This is a genomic window from Dorea acetigenes, assembly GCF_025567385.1.
GTDB lineage: Bacteria > Bacillota > Clostridia > Lachnospirales > Lachnospiraceae > Claveliimonas > Claveliimonas acetigenes.
Genome location: NZ_JAOQJU010000035.1, coordinates 12,542 through 29,590 on the forward strand (window position 1 = coordinate 12,542; position 17,049 = coordinate 29,590).

A 17,049-nucleotide genomic window follows, 5' to 3' on the forward strand; every position below is an offset into this window, starting at 1 on the left:
AAAAAGGTAGATTCTATGACCGGGATGTACACTTGGCGGTGTACATCCCGGTTTTTATGATAATGGGAAATTCGAGGCGGACTTGTCCGCTTTGTTATAATTTATTGTGAATTGGGGATAATACCTTCAGTATAAAGATTAAATCAATCAAAAACGGTCAAAAAGAACCAAAATTGTGCAGAATACATAAAAATAGATTTGGTAATTTGTGAATTAGTGTGATTGACTTTGGCTGAGTTTGAAAGTATAATACAATTACAAAATAAAGCAAGGAGGAAATGAGATGATTTACACGGTTACATTTAATCCGTCGTTAGATTATATCGTTTCAGTAGAAGATTTTAAGCTCGGGCTTACGAATCGGACCAGTTCGGAATTAATGCTTCCCGGAGGGAAGGGATTGAATGTTTCGATGGTACTTGGAAATCTGGGGATCGAGAATACGGCGCTTGGATTTGAGGCCGGATTTACAGGGAAGGAGATTATCCGCCGGGTAGAGAAGATGGGAGTAAGAACCGATTTTATCCCAATTGAAAACGGTATTTCAAGAATCAACTTAAAATTGAAATCTATTGACGGGACGGAAATCAATGGCTGCGGACCTTATATTGATGAAGCCGCTTTGAAGAAGCTGATGGAGAAGTTGGACGCCCTGGAGGAAGGGGATGTCCTGATCCTGGCAGGAAGCATCCCGAATTCTATGCCGGATGATATTTATAAGAAGATTATGGCAAGACTTCAGGGGCGCGGTGTGATGATTGTAGTGGATGCCACAAGAGATCTTCTGGTTAATGTTCTGGAATATCATCCGTTTTTGGTAAAGCCAAATAATCATGAGTTAGGTGAGATTTTTAAGACGGAGCTTCGGACAAGGGAGGAAGTTATTCCTTATGCCAGGAAGCTTAAGGAAATGGGAGCTGTGAATGTACTGGTTTCTATGGCCGGCGAGGGAGCTGTTCTGGTAGCGGAGGATGGAACCGTGCAGGAGGCGCCGGCTCCGAAAGGAAAGCTTATCAATGGCGTGGGCGCCGGGGATTCCATGGTGGCAGGTTTTATCGCGGGATGGTTGGAAAAGAAGGATTACAGACATGCATTCTGCATGGGAGTTTCGGCAGGAAGTGCAAGTGCATTTTCAGAGATGTTGGCAACAAAAGAAGAGATAGAGACAGTATATAAACAGGTAATCGGTGAGTAGGAGGAAATGGAATGAGAATTACAGAACTGTTAGACAAACGGAGTATTTCCCTTTCAGGAACACCGGGAAGTAAGAGCGAGGCTCTCGACCAGGTGGTTGAACTGATGGTGAAAAGCGGTAAGATTAAAGATGCGGAAAGTTACCGCAGGCAGGTATACGCAAGAGAAGAAGAAAGTACGACAGGCATCGGGGAAGGAATTGCCATTCCCCATGGAAAATGCGACGCAGTAAGTAAGCCCGGGCTTGCGGCAATGGTAGTAAAGGATGGGGTTGACTTTGATTCACTGGACGGAGAACCGGTTACGTTGATTTTCCTGATTGCAGCGCCGAATACAGAGGATAATGTCCACCTTGATGTGTTGAGTAAACTTTCTGTGCTGATGATGGATGAGGAATTTTCTAATAATCTCCGCAATGCAAAATCTGTGGATGAATTCCTTGCAATTATTGACAAAGCAGATGAAGAAAAAGCAAGTATTGACGAAAGACTGGCGGACACGGGCGAGGCAGAAGGTGCGCAGGTAAAGATTCTTGCCGTGACATCCTGTCCCACGGGAATTGCTCATACTTATATGGCTGCAGAGGCACTTGAGAAGGCAGCGAAAGAGAAGAATTGTTATATCAGAATAGAAACCAGAGGATCCGGCGGGGCAAAGAACGTGCTGACTGCAAAGGAAATCGAAGAGGCAGACTGTATTATCGTTGCAGCAGATACACAGGTTCCCATGGACAGATTTGATGGGAAGAAAGTGATTGAATGTCAGGTGTCTGATGGAATCAGCCGGGCAAATGAATTGGTAGAGCAGGCAATTGCAGGAAATGTTCCGGTATATCATGGGCAATCAGGAACAAAAGCCGTGGGACAGCCGACAAAAAAGAGCGGCGGTGTGGGACATCAGATTTATGCACAGCTTATGAATGGAGTGTCCCATATGCTTCCTTTCGTAGTCGGAGGAGGTATTCTGATTGCGATTGCATTCTTGATTGACGGACTCTGTGTGGATATGAACGCGCTGGATGTAGCAGAAAGAGTAAACTTTGGTACGATTACGCCAATCGCGGCATGGTTCAAGAACCTGGGCGGTGTTGCATTCGGATTCATGCTTCCGGTGCTGGCAGGATTTATTGCGATGGCAATCGGAGACAGACCTGCGCTGGCGCTTGGCTTTGTAGGCGGGATGATTGCAGCTAATGGTAAATCTGGTTTTTTGGGAGCGCTGGTAGCTGGTTTTGTGGCAGGCTATACAATTCTCCTTCTTCGCAAGGTTTGTGATAAGCTGCCGGATTTCCTGGAAAAAATCGCGCCGGTACTCATTTATCCGCTGATTGGTATTCTGATTATGGGGCTTTTGATGTCCTTCATAGTAGAGCCGGTAATGGGCGGCATCAATACGGCACTGAATAATGGACTTACAAGCATGGGAGGCACAAGCAAGGTAATTCTGGGATTGATTCTTGGCGGTATGATGGCGATTGACATGGGTGGCCCGTTTAATAAAGCGGCGTATGTATTCGGTACAGCGGCAATCGCAGCGGGAAATTATGATATTATGGCGGCTGTTATGATTGGAGGAATGACGCCTCCTTGTGCAATTGCACTGGCAACACTTCTCTTTAAGAAGAAATTTACAAAAGAAGAGAGAGAATCCGGTCCTACTAACTTTATCATGGGGCTTGCATTTATCACAGAGGGAGCAATTCCATATGCGGCATCGGATCCGATCCATGTACTTCCATCCTGTGTGATTGGTTCAGGAGTGGCAGGAGCGCTGTCTATGCTGTTTGGCTGTACGCTGATGGCTCCTCACGGCGGAATCTTCGTATTCCCGGTGGTGGGAAATGCCCTGATGTATGTTGTGGCGCTGGTTGCAGGAACGGCAGTATCTACTATATTGCTTGGCATATTGAAGAAAAATGTTGAAGAGTAGAAGCTTATACAATAAAATAAAAGAAAAAGGAGAATAGTTATGAAAGAATTTAAGTATGTAATTACAGACCCGGAAGGAATCCATGCGCGCCCGGCAGGGGAATTAGTAAAGGCTGCGAAGGCATTTACGTGCAGTATTCAATTGTCCAAAGACGGCAAGGCAGGCGATTGCAAGAAAATCTTCGGACTTATGGGACTTGGCGTAAAGAAAGGCAATGAGGTTGTCCTTACCTTTGATGGCGAAGATGAAGATGCGGCATACGAGGCAATCAGCAGATTCATGCAGGAGAACCTGTAAATCATATGGACAGTTTACGCAAGGCTCGGAGCACATGGTGCCGGAGCCTTGTGTGCTATAGGCGGATAGGAACGGAAATGACGGGAACCAGGAGGAATGGCGATGCAGATATATAAGGGAAAAAGTGTATTTGGCGGAACTGCCATTGGCAGAATCAGAGTATATAGTAAGGGTGAACAGCAGGTAAAGCGTGTCAGGATAGAGGATACACAGAGGGAGACCGCGCGCTACCATGAGGCAACCAAGCAGGCTATGGAGCAGCTTGCAGAGCTTTATGAGAAGGCGCTGAAGGAAGTGGGAGAGGCAAATGCTGCGATTTTTGAAATCCATCAGATGATGCTGGAAGATGATGATTATCGGGAATCCGTAGAAAATATTATCAGCACACAGAAGGTGAATGCGGAGTATGCGGTGGCGCAGACAGCAGATAATTTTGCGCAGATGTTCGCATCCATGGATGATGATTATATGCGGGAGCGGGCGGCTGACGTCAGGGATATTTCAGAGAGGCTTCTGTCAATCCTGCATGGAAAGGCTGAGCAGGGGATTCTTGCAGATGAACCTGCAATTATTGTGGCAGATGATCTTGCACCGTCCGAGACAGTGCAGCTTGATAAAGAAATGGTGCTATCTTTCGTCACGGTCCGTGGTTCTGTGAATTCCCACACAGCAATTCTTGCAAGAACCATGAGTATTCCGGCGCTGATTGGGACAGAACTTTCACTGGATGCAGATATAGATGGGAAAATGGGGATTGTGGATGGAACCAACGGTACATTCTATGTAGATCCGGATCCGGAGACTTTAGACCGTATGCGGAAGATACAGCAGGAGGAAAACGAAAAGAAAGAACTGCTTCAGACCTTGAAGGGCAAGGAGAATATCACGCTTGACGGTAAAAAAATCATGCTGTATGCTAATATTGGAAATATGAAAGACCTTGCCACAGTTCTTCAGAACGATGCCGGCGGTATCGGACTTTTTCGGAGCGAATTCATTTACCTCGAGAAAGATCAGTTCCCGACAGAAGAAGAACAGTTTCAGATTTACCGGACTGTGGCAGAGACGATGGCAGGAAAACGTGTGATTATCAGGACACTGGATATTGGCGCGGATAAGCAGTGTGACTATTTTGAGATGGCGAAGGAAGAGAATCCGGCAATGGGATGCCGTGCCATCCGTATCTGCCTGACACGGCCGGAAATCTTCAAGACACAGTTAAGGGCGCTGCTGCGTGCCAGTGCGTTTGGAAAGATTGCGATTATGTATCCGATGATTACCAGCGTGGCAGAGGTACGCCGGATCAAAGAAATCGTAAATGAAGTAGAAGAAGAGCTTTCCAGCCAGGGAATTGCGTATGGCCGGCCGGAACAGGGGATTATGATTGAGACTCCGGCAGCGGTAATGATTAGCGATATGCTGGCGGAAGAAGTGGATTTCTTCAGTATAGGAACAAATGACTTAACCCAGTATGCGCTGGCAATTGACCGGCAGAATCCGTCGTTGGATGAATTCTATGACGCCCATCACCCGGCAGTCCTGCGGATGATAGAAATGGTAGTAGAGAATGCACATAAAGCAGGAATCTGGGCGGGAATCTGCGGTGAGCTGGGTGCGGATTTGGAGCTTACACAGAAATTCCTTGCCATGGGAGTGGATGAACTGTCTGTGTCTCCGGGAAGGATACTTCCGATTCGTAAGATTGTGCTGGAGACGGATGTGGAGGCATATAAGGCAGGGAATACCGGAGTCTAAGTAAGAAAGGCAAAGATGGAGGATGGTATGTTATCGGAGCAAAGACATGCGATGATTCTGAAAATTCTTGAGGAGCGCCGTAGTATTACGGTGGCTGAACTGACAGAGCTTCTGGGAATTTCGGAGTCGACGGCAAGGAGAGATATTACGGTTTTGGATAAGGCGGGGCGGCTGGTAAAGGTATTCGGCGGCGCCGTGATGCCGGATAATGTCTATATATCAGCAGAGCCAACGGTAGCGCAGAAGAAAGAGATTAACAGAGAAGAGAAAAGGCGTATTGCCAGATATGCGGCTTCTCTGATTCAGCCCCAGGATTTTGTATATCTGGATGCGGGGACGACCACCGGGCTTATGCTGGATTTTATAGAAGAAAGGAAGGCTGCTTTCGTAACCAATGCAGTTGCCCATGCACAGAGGCTTGCAGCAAGTGGAATCCGTGTTATATTAGTGGGAGGAACCCTGAAAAGTTCAACGGAGGCGGTGGTAGGAACCATGGCGGCGCTGACGCTTAAGGATTACCATTTTACCAAGGGCTTTTTCGGGACAAACGGAATCAACCCGCATGCAGGATTTACAACCCCGGATGACAGAGAGGCGCTGGTGAAGAAAACTGCGGTGGAGCAATGCCAGAAAGCTTATATTGTCAGTGATAATAGTAAATTTAACCGCGTCAGTTCCGTGACATTTGCCGGGATGTCGGCGGGGACGATTCTGACAGATGCCTGTCCCGAAGAATGGAAAGGGATGGCTGATATCGTACTGTGCCCATAGAGAAAATCAAAACACTTCACGATAAGAATTGTGGAGTGTTTTCTTTTTGCTATAACAGCGATGATTCGATTGAAGTCTGAGTACAAAAGTGCTATAATCCATATGCTATATTTGTTTCAGATGGAAAGACAGCTTGCATCTGACATGAATCCGGCAGATGAATCTTGAAGATAAGAAGAGGGTAAGAATTGTGAAGATAGTAATCATAGGTGATGGAAAGGTCGGGCATAAGCTGACGGCCCAATTATCAGAAGAAGATTATGATGTTGTATTGATCGATCAGAATGAAGGGAAATTGAAATCAGCCATTGACAATCTTGACATTTTTTGCATTACAGGAGATGGGGCGAATGCAGAAATCCAGAAAGAAGCGGATGTTCCACATGCAGATTTGGTGATTGCCTGTGCGTCGACAGATGAGCTGAATATGCTCAGCTGCCTTCTTGCTAAGCGGTTGGGAGCAAAGCATACCATAGCCAGGGTCAGGAATCCGGTATATTACAAGCAGATGGGGCTTTTGAAGGAAGATTTACGCCTGAGTATGGCAGTCAATCCGGAATATGCTGTTGCAAATGAGATTGCAAGGGTACTTCTGTTCCCGGATGCAAGTAAGGTTGAGACATTTGTAAAAGGCCGTGTTGAGCTGATAGAATTTGCTTTGAAAGAAGAGAGCCGTCTGGTGGGCTTGTCTCTTGCCGAGATTTATCAGAAATATCAGATTAAGATTCTGGTGTGCGCGGTTAAGCGGGGAAAAGACGTATATATTCCGGATGGCGATTTTCTGCTTCAAGCTGGGGACAAGATTTATGTGGCGGCGACTCACAAGGATTTGGAATCCTTCTTTAATGCATTAGGCAAACGGTCAAACAAAGTTAAGAATGTGCTGATTTGCGGCGGAGGAAGAGTAAGCTATTATCTGGCACAGCAGCTTCTGCAGGCAAGGATGCGGGTGAAGATTATTGAGCAGAACCGGTTAAAATGTGAAAATCTTTCCGAGATGCTCCCGGAGGCAACGGTAATCTGCGGCGATGCTACGGATTATAATCTTTTAAAAGAAGAAGGAATTGAGTATGCAAATGCATTGGTGGCGCTTACCGGAATGGATGAAGAGAATATTATTATGGCTTTGTTTGGCAAAACCCAGAATGTTCCGAAGATTGTAGCGAAGGTGAATGAAGATTCCAGAGCACAGATGGTTGAGGGACTGGGCATTGACAGTATTGTGTCTGCGAAGAGTGCCACTGCGGATGCAATTTTAAGCTATGTAAGAGCCAGGAAAAAATCTCTTAAGAGCGCGAATATAGAGACGATGTACCGTCTGGTAGGCGATCGCGTCGAAGCGCTGGAATTTATAATCAGGAAAGAGTGTGAATATACCAATATTCCACTTAAGAATCTGAGTACAAAGCAGAATAATCTGATAGCCTGCATTGGCCGAAGAGGGAAGATTATCATTCCCAATGGCGACGATCATATGGAAGTGGGAGACAGCGTGGTTGTAATTAACATGGATCAAAAGATTAATGATTTGAGAGATATTATGCTGTAACGAGGGAGAAGACATGAATAGGAAAATGATACGATATATATTGGGAAGGATGCTGGGGGCGGAAGCCGGGCTGCTTCTGATTTCGGCTCTTGTCGGGGCTGCTTATCAGGAGGAGAGCACGGTGTACTTTCTGATTACGGCGGCGGTACTGGTATTGATTTTTCTTTTGACCGGAAGAAAAAAACCGGAGGAGACGACGCTTTATGCAAAGGACGGGCTGGTTATAGTATCCTGTGCATGGATTTTGTGGTCGCTGTTCGGAGCGCTTCCCTTTTTTCTGTCAGGCAGCATTCCCAATTATCTGGATGCTGTTTTTGAGACAGTATCAGGATTTACCACGACGGGCTCTTCCATATTGAGAGATGTGGAGGCTCTTCCCCAATGTATGTTGTTTTGGCGAAGCTTTACCCATTGGGTTGGCGGTATGGGCGTTCTGGTATTCGTTATGGTACTTACTACATTGGACAAGAAGAATTCTATGCATTTGATGCGGGCAGAGGTTCCGGGGCCGGAAAAGGATAAGCTTCTGCCGAAGTCCCGCTCTACGGCACAGCTTCTGTATGGAATGTACTTTGTGCTGACAATGGTAGAGGTCATTTTGCTTTTGCTTGGAGGGATGAATCTTTTTGACAGCCTGATTCATGCATTTGGTACAGCCGGAACCGGAGGATTCTCTAATTATGCGGATAGTGTGGCTCATTTTGACAGCGCCTATATTGAATGGGTGATTACTATTTTTATGGCACTGTTTGGAGTAAACTTTAACTTATACTTCTTTTTGCTTCTTGGAGATGCAAAAACATTATACAAAAACGAAGAGCTGCGGACTTATTTTGGGATCATTGCAGCTGCCATATTGATGATTACGGTAAATATCAGCCACATGGAGGAATCTGTGGGGACAGCTCTGCGCCACGCGGCGTTCCAGGTAAGTACAATTATTACAACGACAGGGTATGCAACGACAGATTTCAATCTCTGGCCGGAATTTTCAAAATGTATACTTATGACGCTGATGGTGATTGGTGCCTGTGCATCTTCTACCGGAGGCGGAATTAAGGTATCCAGGCTTTTGATTCTTTTGAAAAGCATCTCCCGCACGATTAAGGAAATGCTGCATCCGAAGTCTGTGAATGTAGTGCGCGTAAACGGGAAGAAATTAAGCGACAGTACGATTATGAATGTGTATGTATATATTGTGGCATACGTGGTACTGGTTATCGTGTCGGTTTTGATTGTCTCGCTGGACAATTTTGACTTTTCAACTACATTCAGTTCCGTAATTGCTACGGTAAATAACATCGGCCCAGGATTTGGCGCTGTGGGGCCGACTGGAAACTTTGCAGACTTTTCGCCGCTTTCTAAGATTGTGTTTTGTCTGGATATGCTGGCGGGAAGACTGGAGATATTCCCGTTCATGATGCTGTTTTCATTTGTATGGAGAAAGAAATTTTAAAAAATGGTGTAAAGGAGGAAGGTAAATGAAAGCATCCAAGAAAATTTTAATTGGAATTATATTGGTAATCATAGCAGGAATTTATTATTATATTGCACTTCCGGCTGCAAATCTGCACTCTTCGGAAGCATGGTTTTTCCTGTTATTTTTCCTGGCAGCTGTGGCAGTTATTTATGCACTGCGAAAGAAGTTGGGCGTAAAAGAAGTGAAGCAGTCGAAAGTCATGAAGGTTTTTCTCTTTATGATTCTGGGTGTGGGGATTATTTACCTGGTTGGAAGCCTTTTATCCTCTCCGATTATTAATGCGAAACGGTATCAGAAACTGATGGAGGTGGAAGAAGGGGAATTCACAGAGGACGTGGAGGAGATTTCTTTCGACCAGATTCCGCTTCTTGACAAGGATTCGGCGGAAATCCTTGGAGACCGGAAGATGGGAAGTATGGTAGACATGGTATCCCAGTTTGAGGCAGATGATATTTACAGCCAGATTAATTATCAGGGACGTCCGGTGAGGGTGACGCCGCTGAAATATGCCAGCGTTATCAAATGGTTTACGAACCGTTCGGAAGGGATTCCTGCGTATATCCGGATTGATATGGCAAATCAGAATACCGAGCTGGTGAAGCTGGAAGAAGGAATTAAATATTCCACCAGTGAATATTTTAACCGTAATATTTATCGTCATCTGCGTTTTGAACATCCGACTTATATTTATGATAACCTTAGCTTTGAAATTGATGAAGATGGCGTTCCATATTGGATCGCTCCGGTTAAGAAGTTCAATATCGGTCTATTTGGCGGCGAGACGGTGGGAAGAGTTGTACTGTGCAATGCCATTACCGGCGAGACGGAAGATTATGCCATTGAAGATGCGCCGACGTGGATTGACCGTGCATATTCTGCAGATTTGCTTGTCCGGTTATTTGATTATTATGGGACGCTGAAACATGGATTTTTCAATAGTATCCTCGGTCAGAGGGATTGTCTGGAAACTACGGATGGCTACAATTATCTGGCGCTGGATGATGATGTATGGATGTATACAGGGGTTACTTCCGTAAATGGAGATCAGTCTAATGTAGGATTCGTACTTGCAAATCAGCGGACGATGGAGACAAAGTATTATAAGGTAGAAGGAGCTACCGAGGCGGCAGCTATGGCATCGGCAGAAGGGCAGGTGCAGAACTTAAAATATCAGGCAACTTTTCCGCTGCTGCTTAATATTTCAGATGAACCGACATACTTCATTGCTTTAAAGGATGATGCGGGACTTGTGAAGAAATATGCTATGGTGAATGTACAGAAGTACCAGATTGTTGCCATTGGGGACAGCGTCAGCCAATGTGAGGAAAGCTATCTCAGCCTTCTTCTCAGCAACGGCGTAAAGCAGGAAGCGGAAGATACCAGAGAAGTGAAGACCATTACAGGGAAAATCACGAAGATTGCCCAGGGAGTCATTGACGGCAATTCCCATTATTATCTGATGATTGAGGGATCGGAAGAGATATTTGATGTATCTGTGGTGGATTATATTGATATCATTAAGTACGAAGTGGGACAGGAGATTACGCTGGAATATAAAGAAGATACAAGGGCAAATATGGTTATGTCCATAGAATAAAAAACAGGAATGAGAGAAAATGGGATTGAGCATACTTTTAGCAGAGCAGATTGTAGCGCTGTTTCTGATGGGGCTGGTAGGTTATGTGGCAGTAAAGTCGGGGAAATTCCGTACAGAAGACAGCAAAATCATTTCAAATGTTGTAGTATACATTTGTTCACCATTTGTGGTGATTGACGCATTTCAGATTGCATTTACAGCGGAAAAACTGCAGGGACTGCTGCTTGCGTTTGCAGCATCAGTGTTGGTGCACGGATTGATGATTATCGGAGGTAGACTGCTTGGCAAGCCTCTTGGCCTGAATGGGATAGAGAAAGCATCTGTCGTGTATTCAAATTCCGGTTACTTGATTATTCCCCTGGTCAGCGCTGTGCTGGGACAGGAGTGGGTATTCTATACGACGGCATTTATTGTTGTCCAGACCGTGCTGATATGGACGCATGGACAGGCGGTTATCTGCGGAAAAGGCAAGGCAGATATGAAGCAGATGTTATGGAATCCCAATGTCATTGCCATTGGAATCGGGCTTCTGCTTTTTGCACTGCAGATAAGGCTTCCGGCTCCTGTAGCAAGCTGTATCAGCGCTTTTGGCGATGCAATCGGACCGATTAGTATGATGGTGATAGGTATGTTGGTTGCAGATGTAGACCTTCGGGGGGTATTTTGTCAGAAGAGGCCGTATCTGATTTGCTTCCTGCGCCTGGTTGCATTTCCGGTGATTACTGTATTTATATTTGTATTTACCGGAATGAGCGGTATGCATAAGGAAGCGGAATATATTCTTTTGATTGTCCTGCTTGCCACAAGCGCGCCTGCAGCAGTTATGGTTACGCAGCTGGCGCAGATTTATGAGCAGGATGCAAAATATGCCAGTGTTATTAACGTCATGTCTGTTCTGTTTTCCATTGTCACGATGCCGCTTATCACCTTACTGTATGAAAAGCTGGTGTAGCGGCGGATGGGGAAATTAATAAGGGGTAATCCTGCAATGCGGATTACCCCTTGAATATCCATATGTAATTTTTTAATTTAAAAGAGCACAGTCTGTGAAGTCAACATCTTTCAGATCATCTTTACTTGCGCTGAGACTTACATAAAAATCTACTCCACACTGAGAAGTAATCTTTTTTAATTTTTCTACGAATTCCGGCACATCCTCCAAATTAATATTGGCATGTTTTAAAAGGCCATCGATAAATATACATTCTACATCGTGGTTTGCGCTGTACATACCATATAAAAAGCAGATGTATTCATCAATGTTCGTGATTACCGGATAATCATCCATACATACGACACGAATGTCAAAAGCTACGCTTCTTGTATCACGGTGACTGTTTTTAATAAATACTACGTTTCCATTACAAGCTTTCGCCTGCTGATTGGCCAACTCAATCATCTGCTGTGTCTTGCCGCTGCCTTTTGGGCCTGTCAATAAATTTACCATGGGAAACACTCCTTTTTCTATGTATTTAACATACGTATTTTCTTACCATTTATTATACATGAATTTGTTAAGAGAAACAACTGAAAAGTAAAAAATGAGTGAAAAATGCGCTTGACTTATTTTAACATTCTTCATATAATGGTCTAAGATATGGAGAAAGACTGAGAAGAGGAGTAGTAAGAGGCTATCGTTTTCAGAGAGCTGCCGGAAGGTGCAAGGCAGTAAGCGTAATCTCCCAACTCGCCTTGGAGTTCTTCTGCTGAAATATAAGGCGAATTGTTAAGAGGGTGTGGAGCCTACTAGGTTCGAAACAACCTCGCCAAGTAGTGATAAAGAGGAGACAACCATGTTGCTAAGCTCGGAAAGACCTCGCTAAGCCAACAGGTTGTGCCTTACTACTAGGCTCGAAAAGACCTCGCCAAGTAGTATAGGCAGAGGCGGGGTTTCCCGTTATAGAAAGTAATGAGTGCGTCCGGCCGGAATCCGGGCGAATAAGAGTGGTACCACGGAATACAGCCTTTTCGTCTCTTGCGGGATGGAAAGGCTCTTTTATTTCATAGGAATGCATTATGGCAGAAAGAGAGGATTTATAAAAATGGCACAGAAGATTGTCTATAATCACAAAGCAATCGAGAAGAAATGGCGGGAGAACTGGGAGAAGAACCCGGTGAATCCTAAGGTAGATAAGGATGGAAATAAGAAGCAGAAGTACTATTGTCTGGATATGTTCCCCTATCCATCAGGAAACGGCCTTCACGTAGGACACTGGAGAGGGTATGTTATTTCGGATGTATGGAGCAGGTACAAATTGCTGCAGGGATACTATATCGTTCATCCCATGGGCTGGGATGCATTCGGTCTTCCGGCTGAGAACTATGCGATTAAGATGGGGGTTCATCCGGCAAAGTCTACAGCAGAGAATGTAGCAAATATTAAGCGCCAGATTAATGAAATTGCCGCATTATATGACTGGGATATGGAAGTAAATACGACCGATCCGGAATTCTACAAATGGACTCAGTGGATTTTTGTGAAGATGTTCAAGGAAGGTCTTGCTTATGAGAAGGAATTTCCGATTAACTGGTGCCCATCCTGTAAGACAGGTCTTGCAAATGAAGAGGTTGTGAACGGAAAATGTGAGCGCTGTGGGACAGAGGTTACCAAGAAGAATCTCCGCCAGTGGATGCTGAAGATTACGGCATATGCAGAACGTCTCTTAAATGATCTTGACAAGCTTGATTGGCCGGAGAAGGTTAAGAAGATGCAGGCGGATTGGATTGGTAAATCCTACGGTGCAGAGGTTGATTTCCCGGTAGAGGGAAGGGACGAGAAGATTACGGTATATACGACAAGGCCGGATACCTTATATGGAGCGACCTTTATGGTGCTGGCGCCGGAACATGCTTTAGCGGCAAGTCTTGCAACACCGGAGACAAAAGACGCTGTAGAAAAATATATTTACGAAGCATCTATGAAATCCAATGTAGACCGTATGCAGGATAAGGAAAAGACGGGTGTATTTACCGGAAGTTATGCAATCAATCCTTTAAATGGAGAAAAAACTCCAATCTGGTTATCAGACTATGTACTGGCTGATTATGGTACAGGCGCGATTATGTGTGTGCCTGCGCACGATGATCGTGACTTTGAATTTGCCACAAAATTCAAAATCCCAATCATCCAGGTTATAGCGAAGGATGGTAAAGAAATTGAAAATATGACAGAGGCCTATACAGAGGCAAATGGAACGATGATTAACTCTGGTGAATGGAACGGGATGGAATCTGCTGTTCTTAAAAAAGAAGCGCCTCATATTATAGAAGAAAGAGGAATTGGCCGTGCAACCGTAAATTATAAGCTGCGTGACTGGGTATTTTCCCGTCAGCGTTATTGGGGAGAGCCGATTCCGATTGTACATTGCCCGGATTGCGGTGCAGTGCCTGTACCGGAAGAAGAATTACCACTCAGGCTGCCGGATGTAGAATCCTATGAGCCGACAGGAACCGGAGAATCGCCGCTTGCCGGAATCGAAGAATGGGTGAACTGTAAGTGCCCGGTATGCGGGAAACCGGCAAAACGTGAGACGAATACTATGCCGCAGTGGGCGGGTTCCTCCTGGTATTTCCTGCGCTATGTAGATAATCATAATGATAAAGAATTGGTATCCAGAGAAAAGGCGGACGAGATGCTTCCGGTAGATATGTATATCGGTGGTGTGGAACATGCGGTACTGCACCTTCTGTATTCTCGCTTCTACACCAAGTTTTTGTATGACATCGGTGTAGTAGATTTTGATGAGCCATTCCATAAATTATTTAACCAGGGAATGATTACCGGTAAGAACGGAATTAAGATGAGCAAGTCTAAAGGAAATGTAGTATCTCCGGATGATCTGGTAAGAGATTACGGATGTGACTCTCTGAGAATGTATGAGCTTTTCGTAGGACCGCCGGAATTAGATGCAGAGTGGGACGACCGTGGAATTGATGGTGTATCCCGATTCCTGAAAAAAGTATGGGGGCTTGTGATGGATAGCAAAGACAAGAACATCGAAGCCACAAAAGAAATGATTAAGGAACGAAATAAACTGATTTATGACGTTACAACACGTCTGGAGAACTTCAGCCTGAATACAGTTATTTCCGGTTTTATGGAGCACACCAATAAACTGGTTGAAATTTCTAAAAAAGCAGGCGGAATTGACACCGAGACACTGGGTAGTATGGCAGTTCTCCTGGCACCGTTTGCCCCGCATATTGCAGAAGAAATCTGGGAACAGTTAGGACATAATGAGACAGTCTTTGCGGCAGGATGGCCAGCTTACGACGAAGAAGCCATGAAAGACGATGAAATCGAGATTGCCGTACAGATTAATGGAAAAACAAGAGCAGTTGTGGCTCTTGCGGCAGATGTCTCAAAAGAAGATGCATTAGCGGCAGGAAAAGCAGCCGTAGCCGACAAACTCACCGGAACCATCGTAAAAGAAATCTACGTACCCGGCAGAATCATAAATATTGTGCAAAAATAGGCAGTGCGAATAACGGAAAAGACGGACTTATCTTGCTTGCAAGAATAAGGACGTCTTTTTTGTTATTCATAGGGCGTATGCCCGACAACTGAGCGAACTTGTTCGCGAGGTTGTGAGCACTGCCGTAGGAGGAGAAAGGGCGACGCCCGACAAGCGAGCGAACTTGTTCGTGAGCTTGAGTGCATGGCTTATGAAGTGTTGAAAGTGATAAAGTGCTTGGAAATATTGTAAGTATGAAAATGGAGTGAACCAACAGGTAGTACAGAAACTCTTAGGTCATTCCACGTTGGCAATGACAACTGATTTATACACGCATGTTTCAGAAGAAAAGAAGAAGTAGCTGAACTGAAAACCTCACAACAGAATAAAGTTATTGAGTTTTTTAAACTGTCTCATTGCATAGAATTGATAAATTGCTTATCCTTAAAGCAGGAGGTGGCAAATATGGCTAATGAAGATAAAAAGGATTTTAATGCTATGTTGCGTGACAAGAAGGATATGCCAAAGTTTCAGATTATTACAGACCCAAAAAGCATTGAAAAATATGGTGGAAGTAAGATGTTCTTTGCCCCGCCAATCAACTACGACAAAGTAATGAAACAAGTTCCGTATGGTAAGGTAATTACTATTGGAAAGCTCCGAGAATATTTTGCAAAATTGAGTGGTGCAGATTTTACAGAACCTATTACAGCAGGAATTTTTGTTTCTATTGTGGCATGGGCAAGTTATCAGCGTTCTAATGATGAAACGCCTTACTGGAGAACACTGAAAGCAAATGGAGAGTTAAACGCCAAATATCCCGGTGGTGCTGAAATGCAGAAAGAAAAGCTGGAATCAGAAGGGCATACCATTATTCAAAAAGGACGTAAAAATATCAAGTATTTTGTAAAAGACTATGAAAGTGTTCTTTTTGATTTGAACTGAATTATGGGGGAAGAGCTATGTTGGATAAAAAGGTATATTACTTTATAACTGTGGTTGAGGAAAAATCATTTTCCAAGGCTGCACAGAAAATGTATTTGAGTCAGCCGAACTTATCCAGACAAGTGAAGCTTCTCGAAGAAGAATTAGGGGTAAAGCTGTTGAACAGAGATGGTTATCGACCTGTACTTACTTCTGCAGGAGAATATTATTTTAATGAAATAAAAAAAGTACAGGAGTATGTTGAGGGTATTCAAAATCGGCTTAATACAATGGAGCAACAAGAAATTAGAATAGGATTTACCGGCTCCTTTGAAAACAGAAGAATACTGGAATCACTAAACATGGTTAAATCTCAGTTTGATAAGGTTAAGCTAGCCTTTATAAAATATAATTTTGAGGAGTCGCTTAAGAGATTAGTGGAAGGTCAGGTAGATATAAGCTTTGGTGTTGAGTCAAATTTTCGGAAGCATCCTGAAGCAAAATACGATGTGTTATATACATATGATATTTGTGTGATTTGCTCGTTTGATCACCCGTTTGCGGAACTTGAGTATGTAACACCGGAACAATTAGGGAAGCAGGATATGGTTGTGTTATCCAGGAAAAATGGTGTGGACTTTTATAATGACTTTATGGAAGCATGTAAGTTGGATGGTTATATACCAAGAGTAAGAAAAGAGGTTGATACATTTGATGAGCTTGTGTTTGAAGTGTCCATAGGCTCCGGTGTAGCAGTGGTATCGAAGGATGTAGTCAGAGAAAGTGAAGTTAAAGTTATTGATTTCAAGGATACTCACCATGCCTCTAAATATGTTATTGCGACTCTTAAGAAAAATGATGACTCTGTGGTAGAGGCGGTGGTTGCGGAGGTAAAGAAGTATTTTCTTGGAAATGGTAACTAAAAGTTATAGAACTTTGAGCCTTTTTGGTGACTGTTTATTTGTTTTGGACAGGGATAATATGTAGTTAGAACAAAGGAAACAAATACGGTAGTGTCAAGTAATCTATGAAAAAACTGAGTTAAAAAAATAGGCTCAGATGAACCTTGAAAATTGCAGATATGTTAGTGATTGGCAGT

General features: G+C 44.1%; 14 protein-coding genes and 1 other annotated feature. Of the genes, 13 read left to right on the plus strand and 1 reads right to left on the minus strand.

Translation table 11 applies throughout. From position 1 onward, the window contains the following. Positions 1 to 283 precede the first annotated feature (283 nt). The 9 genes from pfkB to OCV99_RS16450 all read left to right on the plus strand — a co-directional run bounded on the left by pfkB (position 284) and on the right by OCV99_RS16450 (position 11,524). Positions 284 to 1,195 carry a 1-phosphofructokinase gene (pfkB, locus tag OCV99_RS16410; protein WP_158371982.1) on the plus strand — a complete coding sequence of 304 codons (912 nt, stop codon included), beginning with the start codon at positions 284 to 286 and terminating at the stop codon, positions 1,193 to 1,195. 11 nt (positions 1,196 to 1,206) lie between these two features. Next, the gene (locus OCV99_RS16415; RefSeq protein WP_158371984.1) at positions 1,207 to 3,123 is read left to right on the plus strand and encodes a PTS fructose transporter subunit IIABC; all 1,917 of its coding nucleotides are present in this window, start codon (positions 1,207 to 1,209) and stop codon (positions 3,121 to 3,123) included. Positions 3,124 to 3,162: 39 nt separating this feature from the next. Continuing rightward, on the plus strand, positions 3,163 to 3,420 hold the full coding sequence (locus OCV99_RS16420; protein ID WP_158371986.1) for an HPr family phosphocarrier protein: 258 nt from the start codon (positions 3,163 to 3,165) through the stop codon (positions 3,418 to 3,420). A gap of 102 nt (positions 3,421 to 3,522) precedes the next feature. Further along, positions 3,523 to 5,175, plus strand: coding sequence for a phosphoenolpyruvate--protein phosphotransferase (ptsP, locus tag OCV99_RS16425; protein WP_158371988.1), 1,653 nt, complete (start codon positions 3,523 to 3,525; stop codon positions 5,173 to 5,175). A gap of 27 nt (positions 5,176 to 5,202) precedes the next feature. Beyond that, on the plus strand, positions 5,203 to 5,946 hold the full coding sequence (locus OCV99_RS16430; RefSeq protein WP_158371990.1) for a DeoR/GlpR family DNA-binding transcription regulator: 744 nt from the start codon (positions 5,203 to 5,205) through the stop codon (positions 5,944 to 5,946). Positions 5,947 to 6,136: 190 nt separating this feature from the next. Next, positions 6,137 to 7,495, plus strand: coding sequence for a Trk system potassium transporter TrkA (gene trkA, locus OCV99_RS16435; RefSeq protein ID WP_158372006.1), 1,359 nt, complete (start codon positions 6,137 to 6,139; stop codon positions 7,493 to 7,495). 13 nt (positions 7,496 to 7,508) lie between these two features. Continuing rightward, positions 7,509 to 8,951: a TrkH family potassium uptake protein gene (locus OCV99_RS16440; RefSeq protein WP_158371992.1), complete on the plus strand. Its 1,443-nt coding sequence runs from the start codon at positions 7,509 to 7,511 to the stop codon at positions 8,949 to 8,951. Positions 8,952 to 8,976: 25 nt separating this feature from the next. Further along, positions 8,977 to 10,572 carry a CvpA family protein gene (locus OCV99_RS16445; RefSeq protein WP_158371994.1) on the plus strand — a complete coding sequence of 532 codons (1,596 nt, stop codon included), beginning with the start codon at positions 8,977 to 8,979 and terminating at the stop codon, positions 10,570 to 10,572. A gap of 19 nt (positions 10,573 to 10,591) precedes the next feature. Next, positions 10,592 to 11,524 (plus strand): AEC family transporter, encoded by a 933-nt coding sequence (locus OCV99_RS16450; RefSeq protein ID WP_158371996.1) that lies wholly within the window; start codon positions 10,592 to 10,594, stop codon positions 11,522 to 11,524. A 72-nt stretch (positions 11,525 to 11,596) separates the two neighbouring features. On the opposite strand, the gene OCV99_RS16455 is transcribed toward OCV99_RS16450, so the two are convergent. Continuing rightward, on the minus strand, positions 11,597 to 12,019 hold the full coding sequence (locus OCV99_RS16455; protein WP_158371998.1) for a hypothetical protein: 423 nt from the start codon (positions 12,017 to 12,019) through the stop codon (positions 11,597 to 11,599). Between the two features lie 154 nt (positions 12,020 to 12,173). Next, positions 12,174 to 12,551: a binding site (T-box leader), on the plus strand. Between the two features lie 63 nt (positions 12,552 to 12,614). On the opposite strand from OCV99_RS16455, the gene leuS reads away from it, so the two are divergent. From leuS to OCV99_RS16475, 4 genes are all read left to right on the plus strand, one after another. Then, on the plus strand, positions 12,615 to 15,047 hold the full coding sequence (gene leuS, locus OCV99_RS16460) for a leucine--tRNA ligase (RefSeq protein WP_158372000.1): 2,433 nt from the start codon (positions 12,615 to 12,617) through the stop codon (positions 15,045 to 15,047). 244 nt (positions 15,048 to 15,291) lie between these two features. Next, positions 15,292 to 15,387, plus strand: a complete 96-nt coding sequence (locus OCV99_RS18310; protein ID WP_262575975.1) for a hypothetical protein — start codon at positions 15,292 to 15,294, stop codon at positions 15,385 to 15,387. A 104-nt stretch (positions 15,388 to 15,491) separates the two neighbouring features. Next, positions 15,492 to 15,971, plus strand: a complete 480-nt coding sequence (locus OCV99_RS16470; protein WP_158372002.1) for an MGMT family protein — start codon at positions 15,492 to 15,494, stop codon at positions 15,969 to 15,971. A 17-nt stretch (positions 15,972 to 15,988) separates the two neighbouring features. Next, positions 15,989 to 16,873: a LysR family transcriptional regulator gene (locus OCV99_RS16475; protein WP_158372004.1), complete on the plus strand. Its 885-nt coding sequence runs from the start codon at positions 15,989 to 15,991 to the stop codon at positions 16,871 to 16,873. Positions 16,874 to 17,049 lie beyond the last annotated feature (176 nt).

What these genes read in the sequence shown, in the direction of transcription:
- OCV99_RS16455 (WP_158371998.1), bottom strand. Translation starts at nt 12,019, where the DNA reads ATGGTAAATTTATTGACAGGCCCAAAAGGCAGCGGCAAGACACAGCAG.
- OCV99_RS16415 (WP_158371984.1), top strand. Translation starts at nt 1,207, where the DNA reads ATGAGAATTACAGAACTGTTAGACAAACGGAGTATTTCCCTTTCAGGA.
- OCV99_RS16430 (WP_158371990.1), top strand. Translation starts at nt 5,203, where the DNA reads ATGTTATCGGAGCAAAGACATGCGATGATTCTGAAAATTCTTGAGGAG.
- OCV99_RS16445 (WP_158371994.1), top strand. Translation starts at nt 8,977, where the DNA reads ATGAAAGCATCCAAGAAAATTTTAATTGGAATTATATTGGTAATCATA.
- OCV99_RS16475 (WP_158372004.1), top strand. Translation starts at nt 15,989, where the DNA reads ATGTTGGATAAAAAGGTATATTACTTTATAACTGTGGTTGAGGAAAAA.
- OCV99_RS16450 (WP_158371996.1), top strand. Translation starts at nt 10,592, where the DNA reads ATGGGATTGAGCATACTTTTAGCAGAGCAGATTGTAGCGCTGTTTCTG.
- pfkB (WP_158371982.1), top strand. Translation starts at nt 284, where the DNA reads ATGATTTACACGGTTACATTTAATCCGTCGTTAGATTATATCGTTTCA.
- OCV99_RS16470 (WP_158372002.1), top strand. Translation starts at nt 15,492, where the DNA reads ATGGCTAATGAAGATAAAAAGGATTTTAATGCTATGTTGCGTGACAAG.
- OCV99_RS16420 (WP_158371986.1), top strand. Translation starts at nt 3,163, where the DNA reads ATGAAAGAATTTAAGTATGTAATTACAGACCCGGAAGGAATCCATGCG.
- leuS (WP_158372000.1), top strand. Translation starts at nt 12,615, where the DNA reads ATGGCACAGAAGATTGTCTATAATCACAAAGCAATCGAGAAGAAATGG.
- OCV99_RS16440 (WP_158371992.1), top strand. Translation starts at nt 7,509, where the DNA reads ATGAATAGGAAAATGATACGATATATATTGGGAAGGATGCTGGGGGCG.
- ptsP (WP_158371988.1), top strand. Translation starts at nt 3,523, where the DNA reads ATGCAGATATATAAGGGAAAAAGTGTATTTGGCGGAACTGCCATTGGC.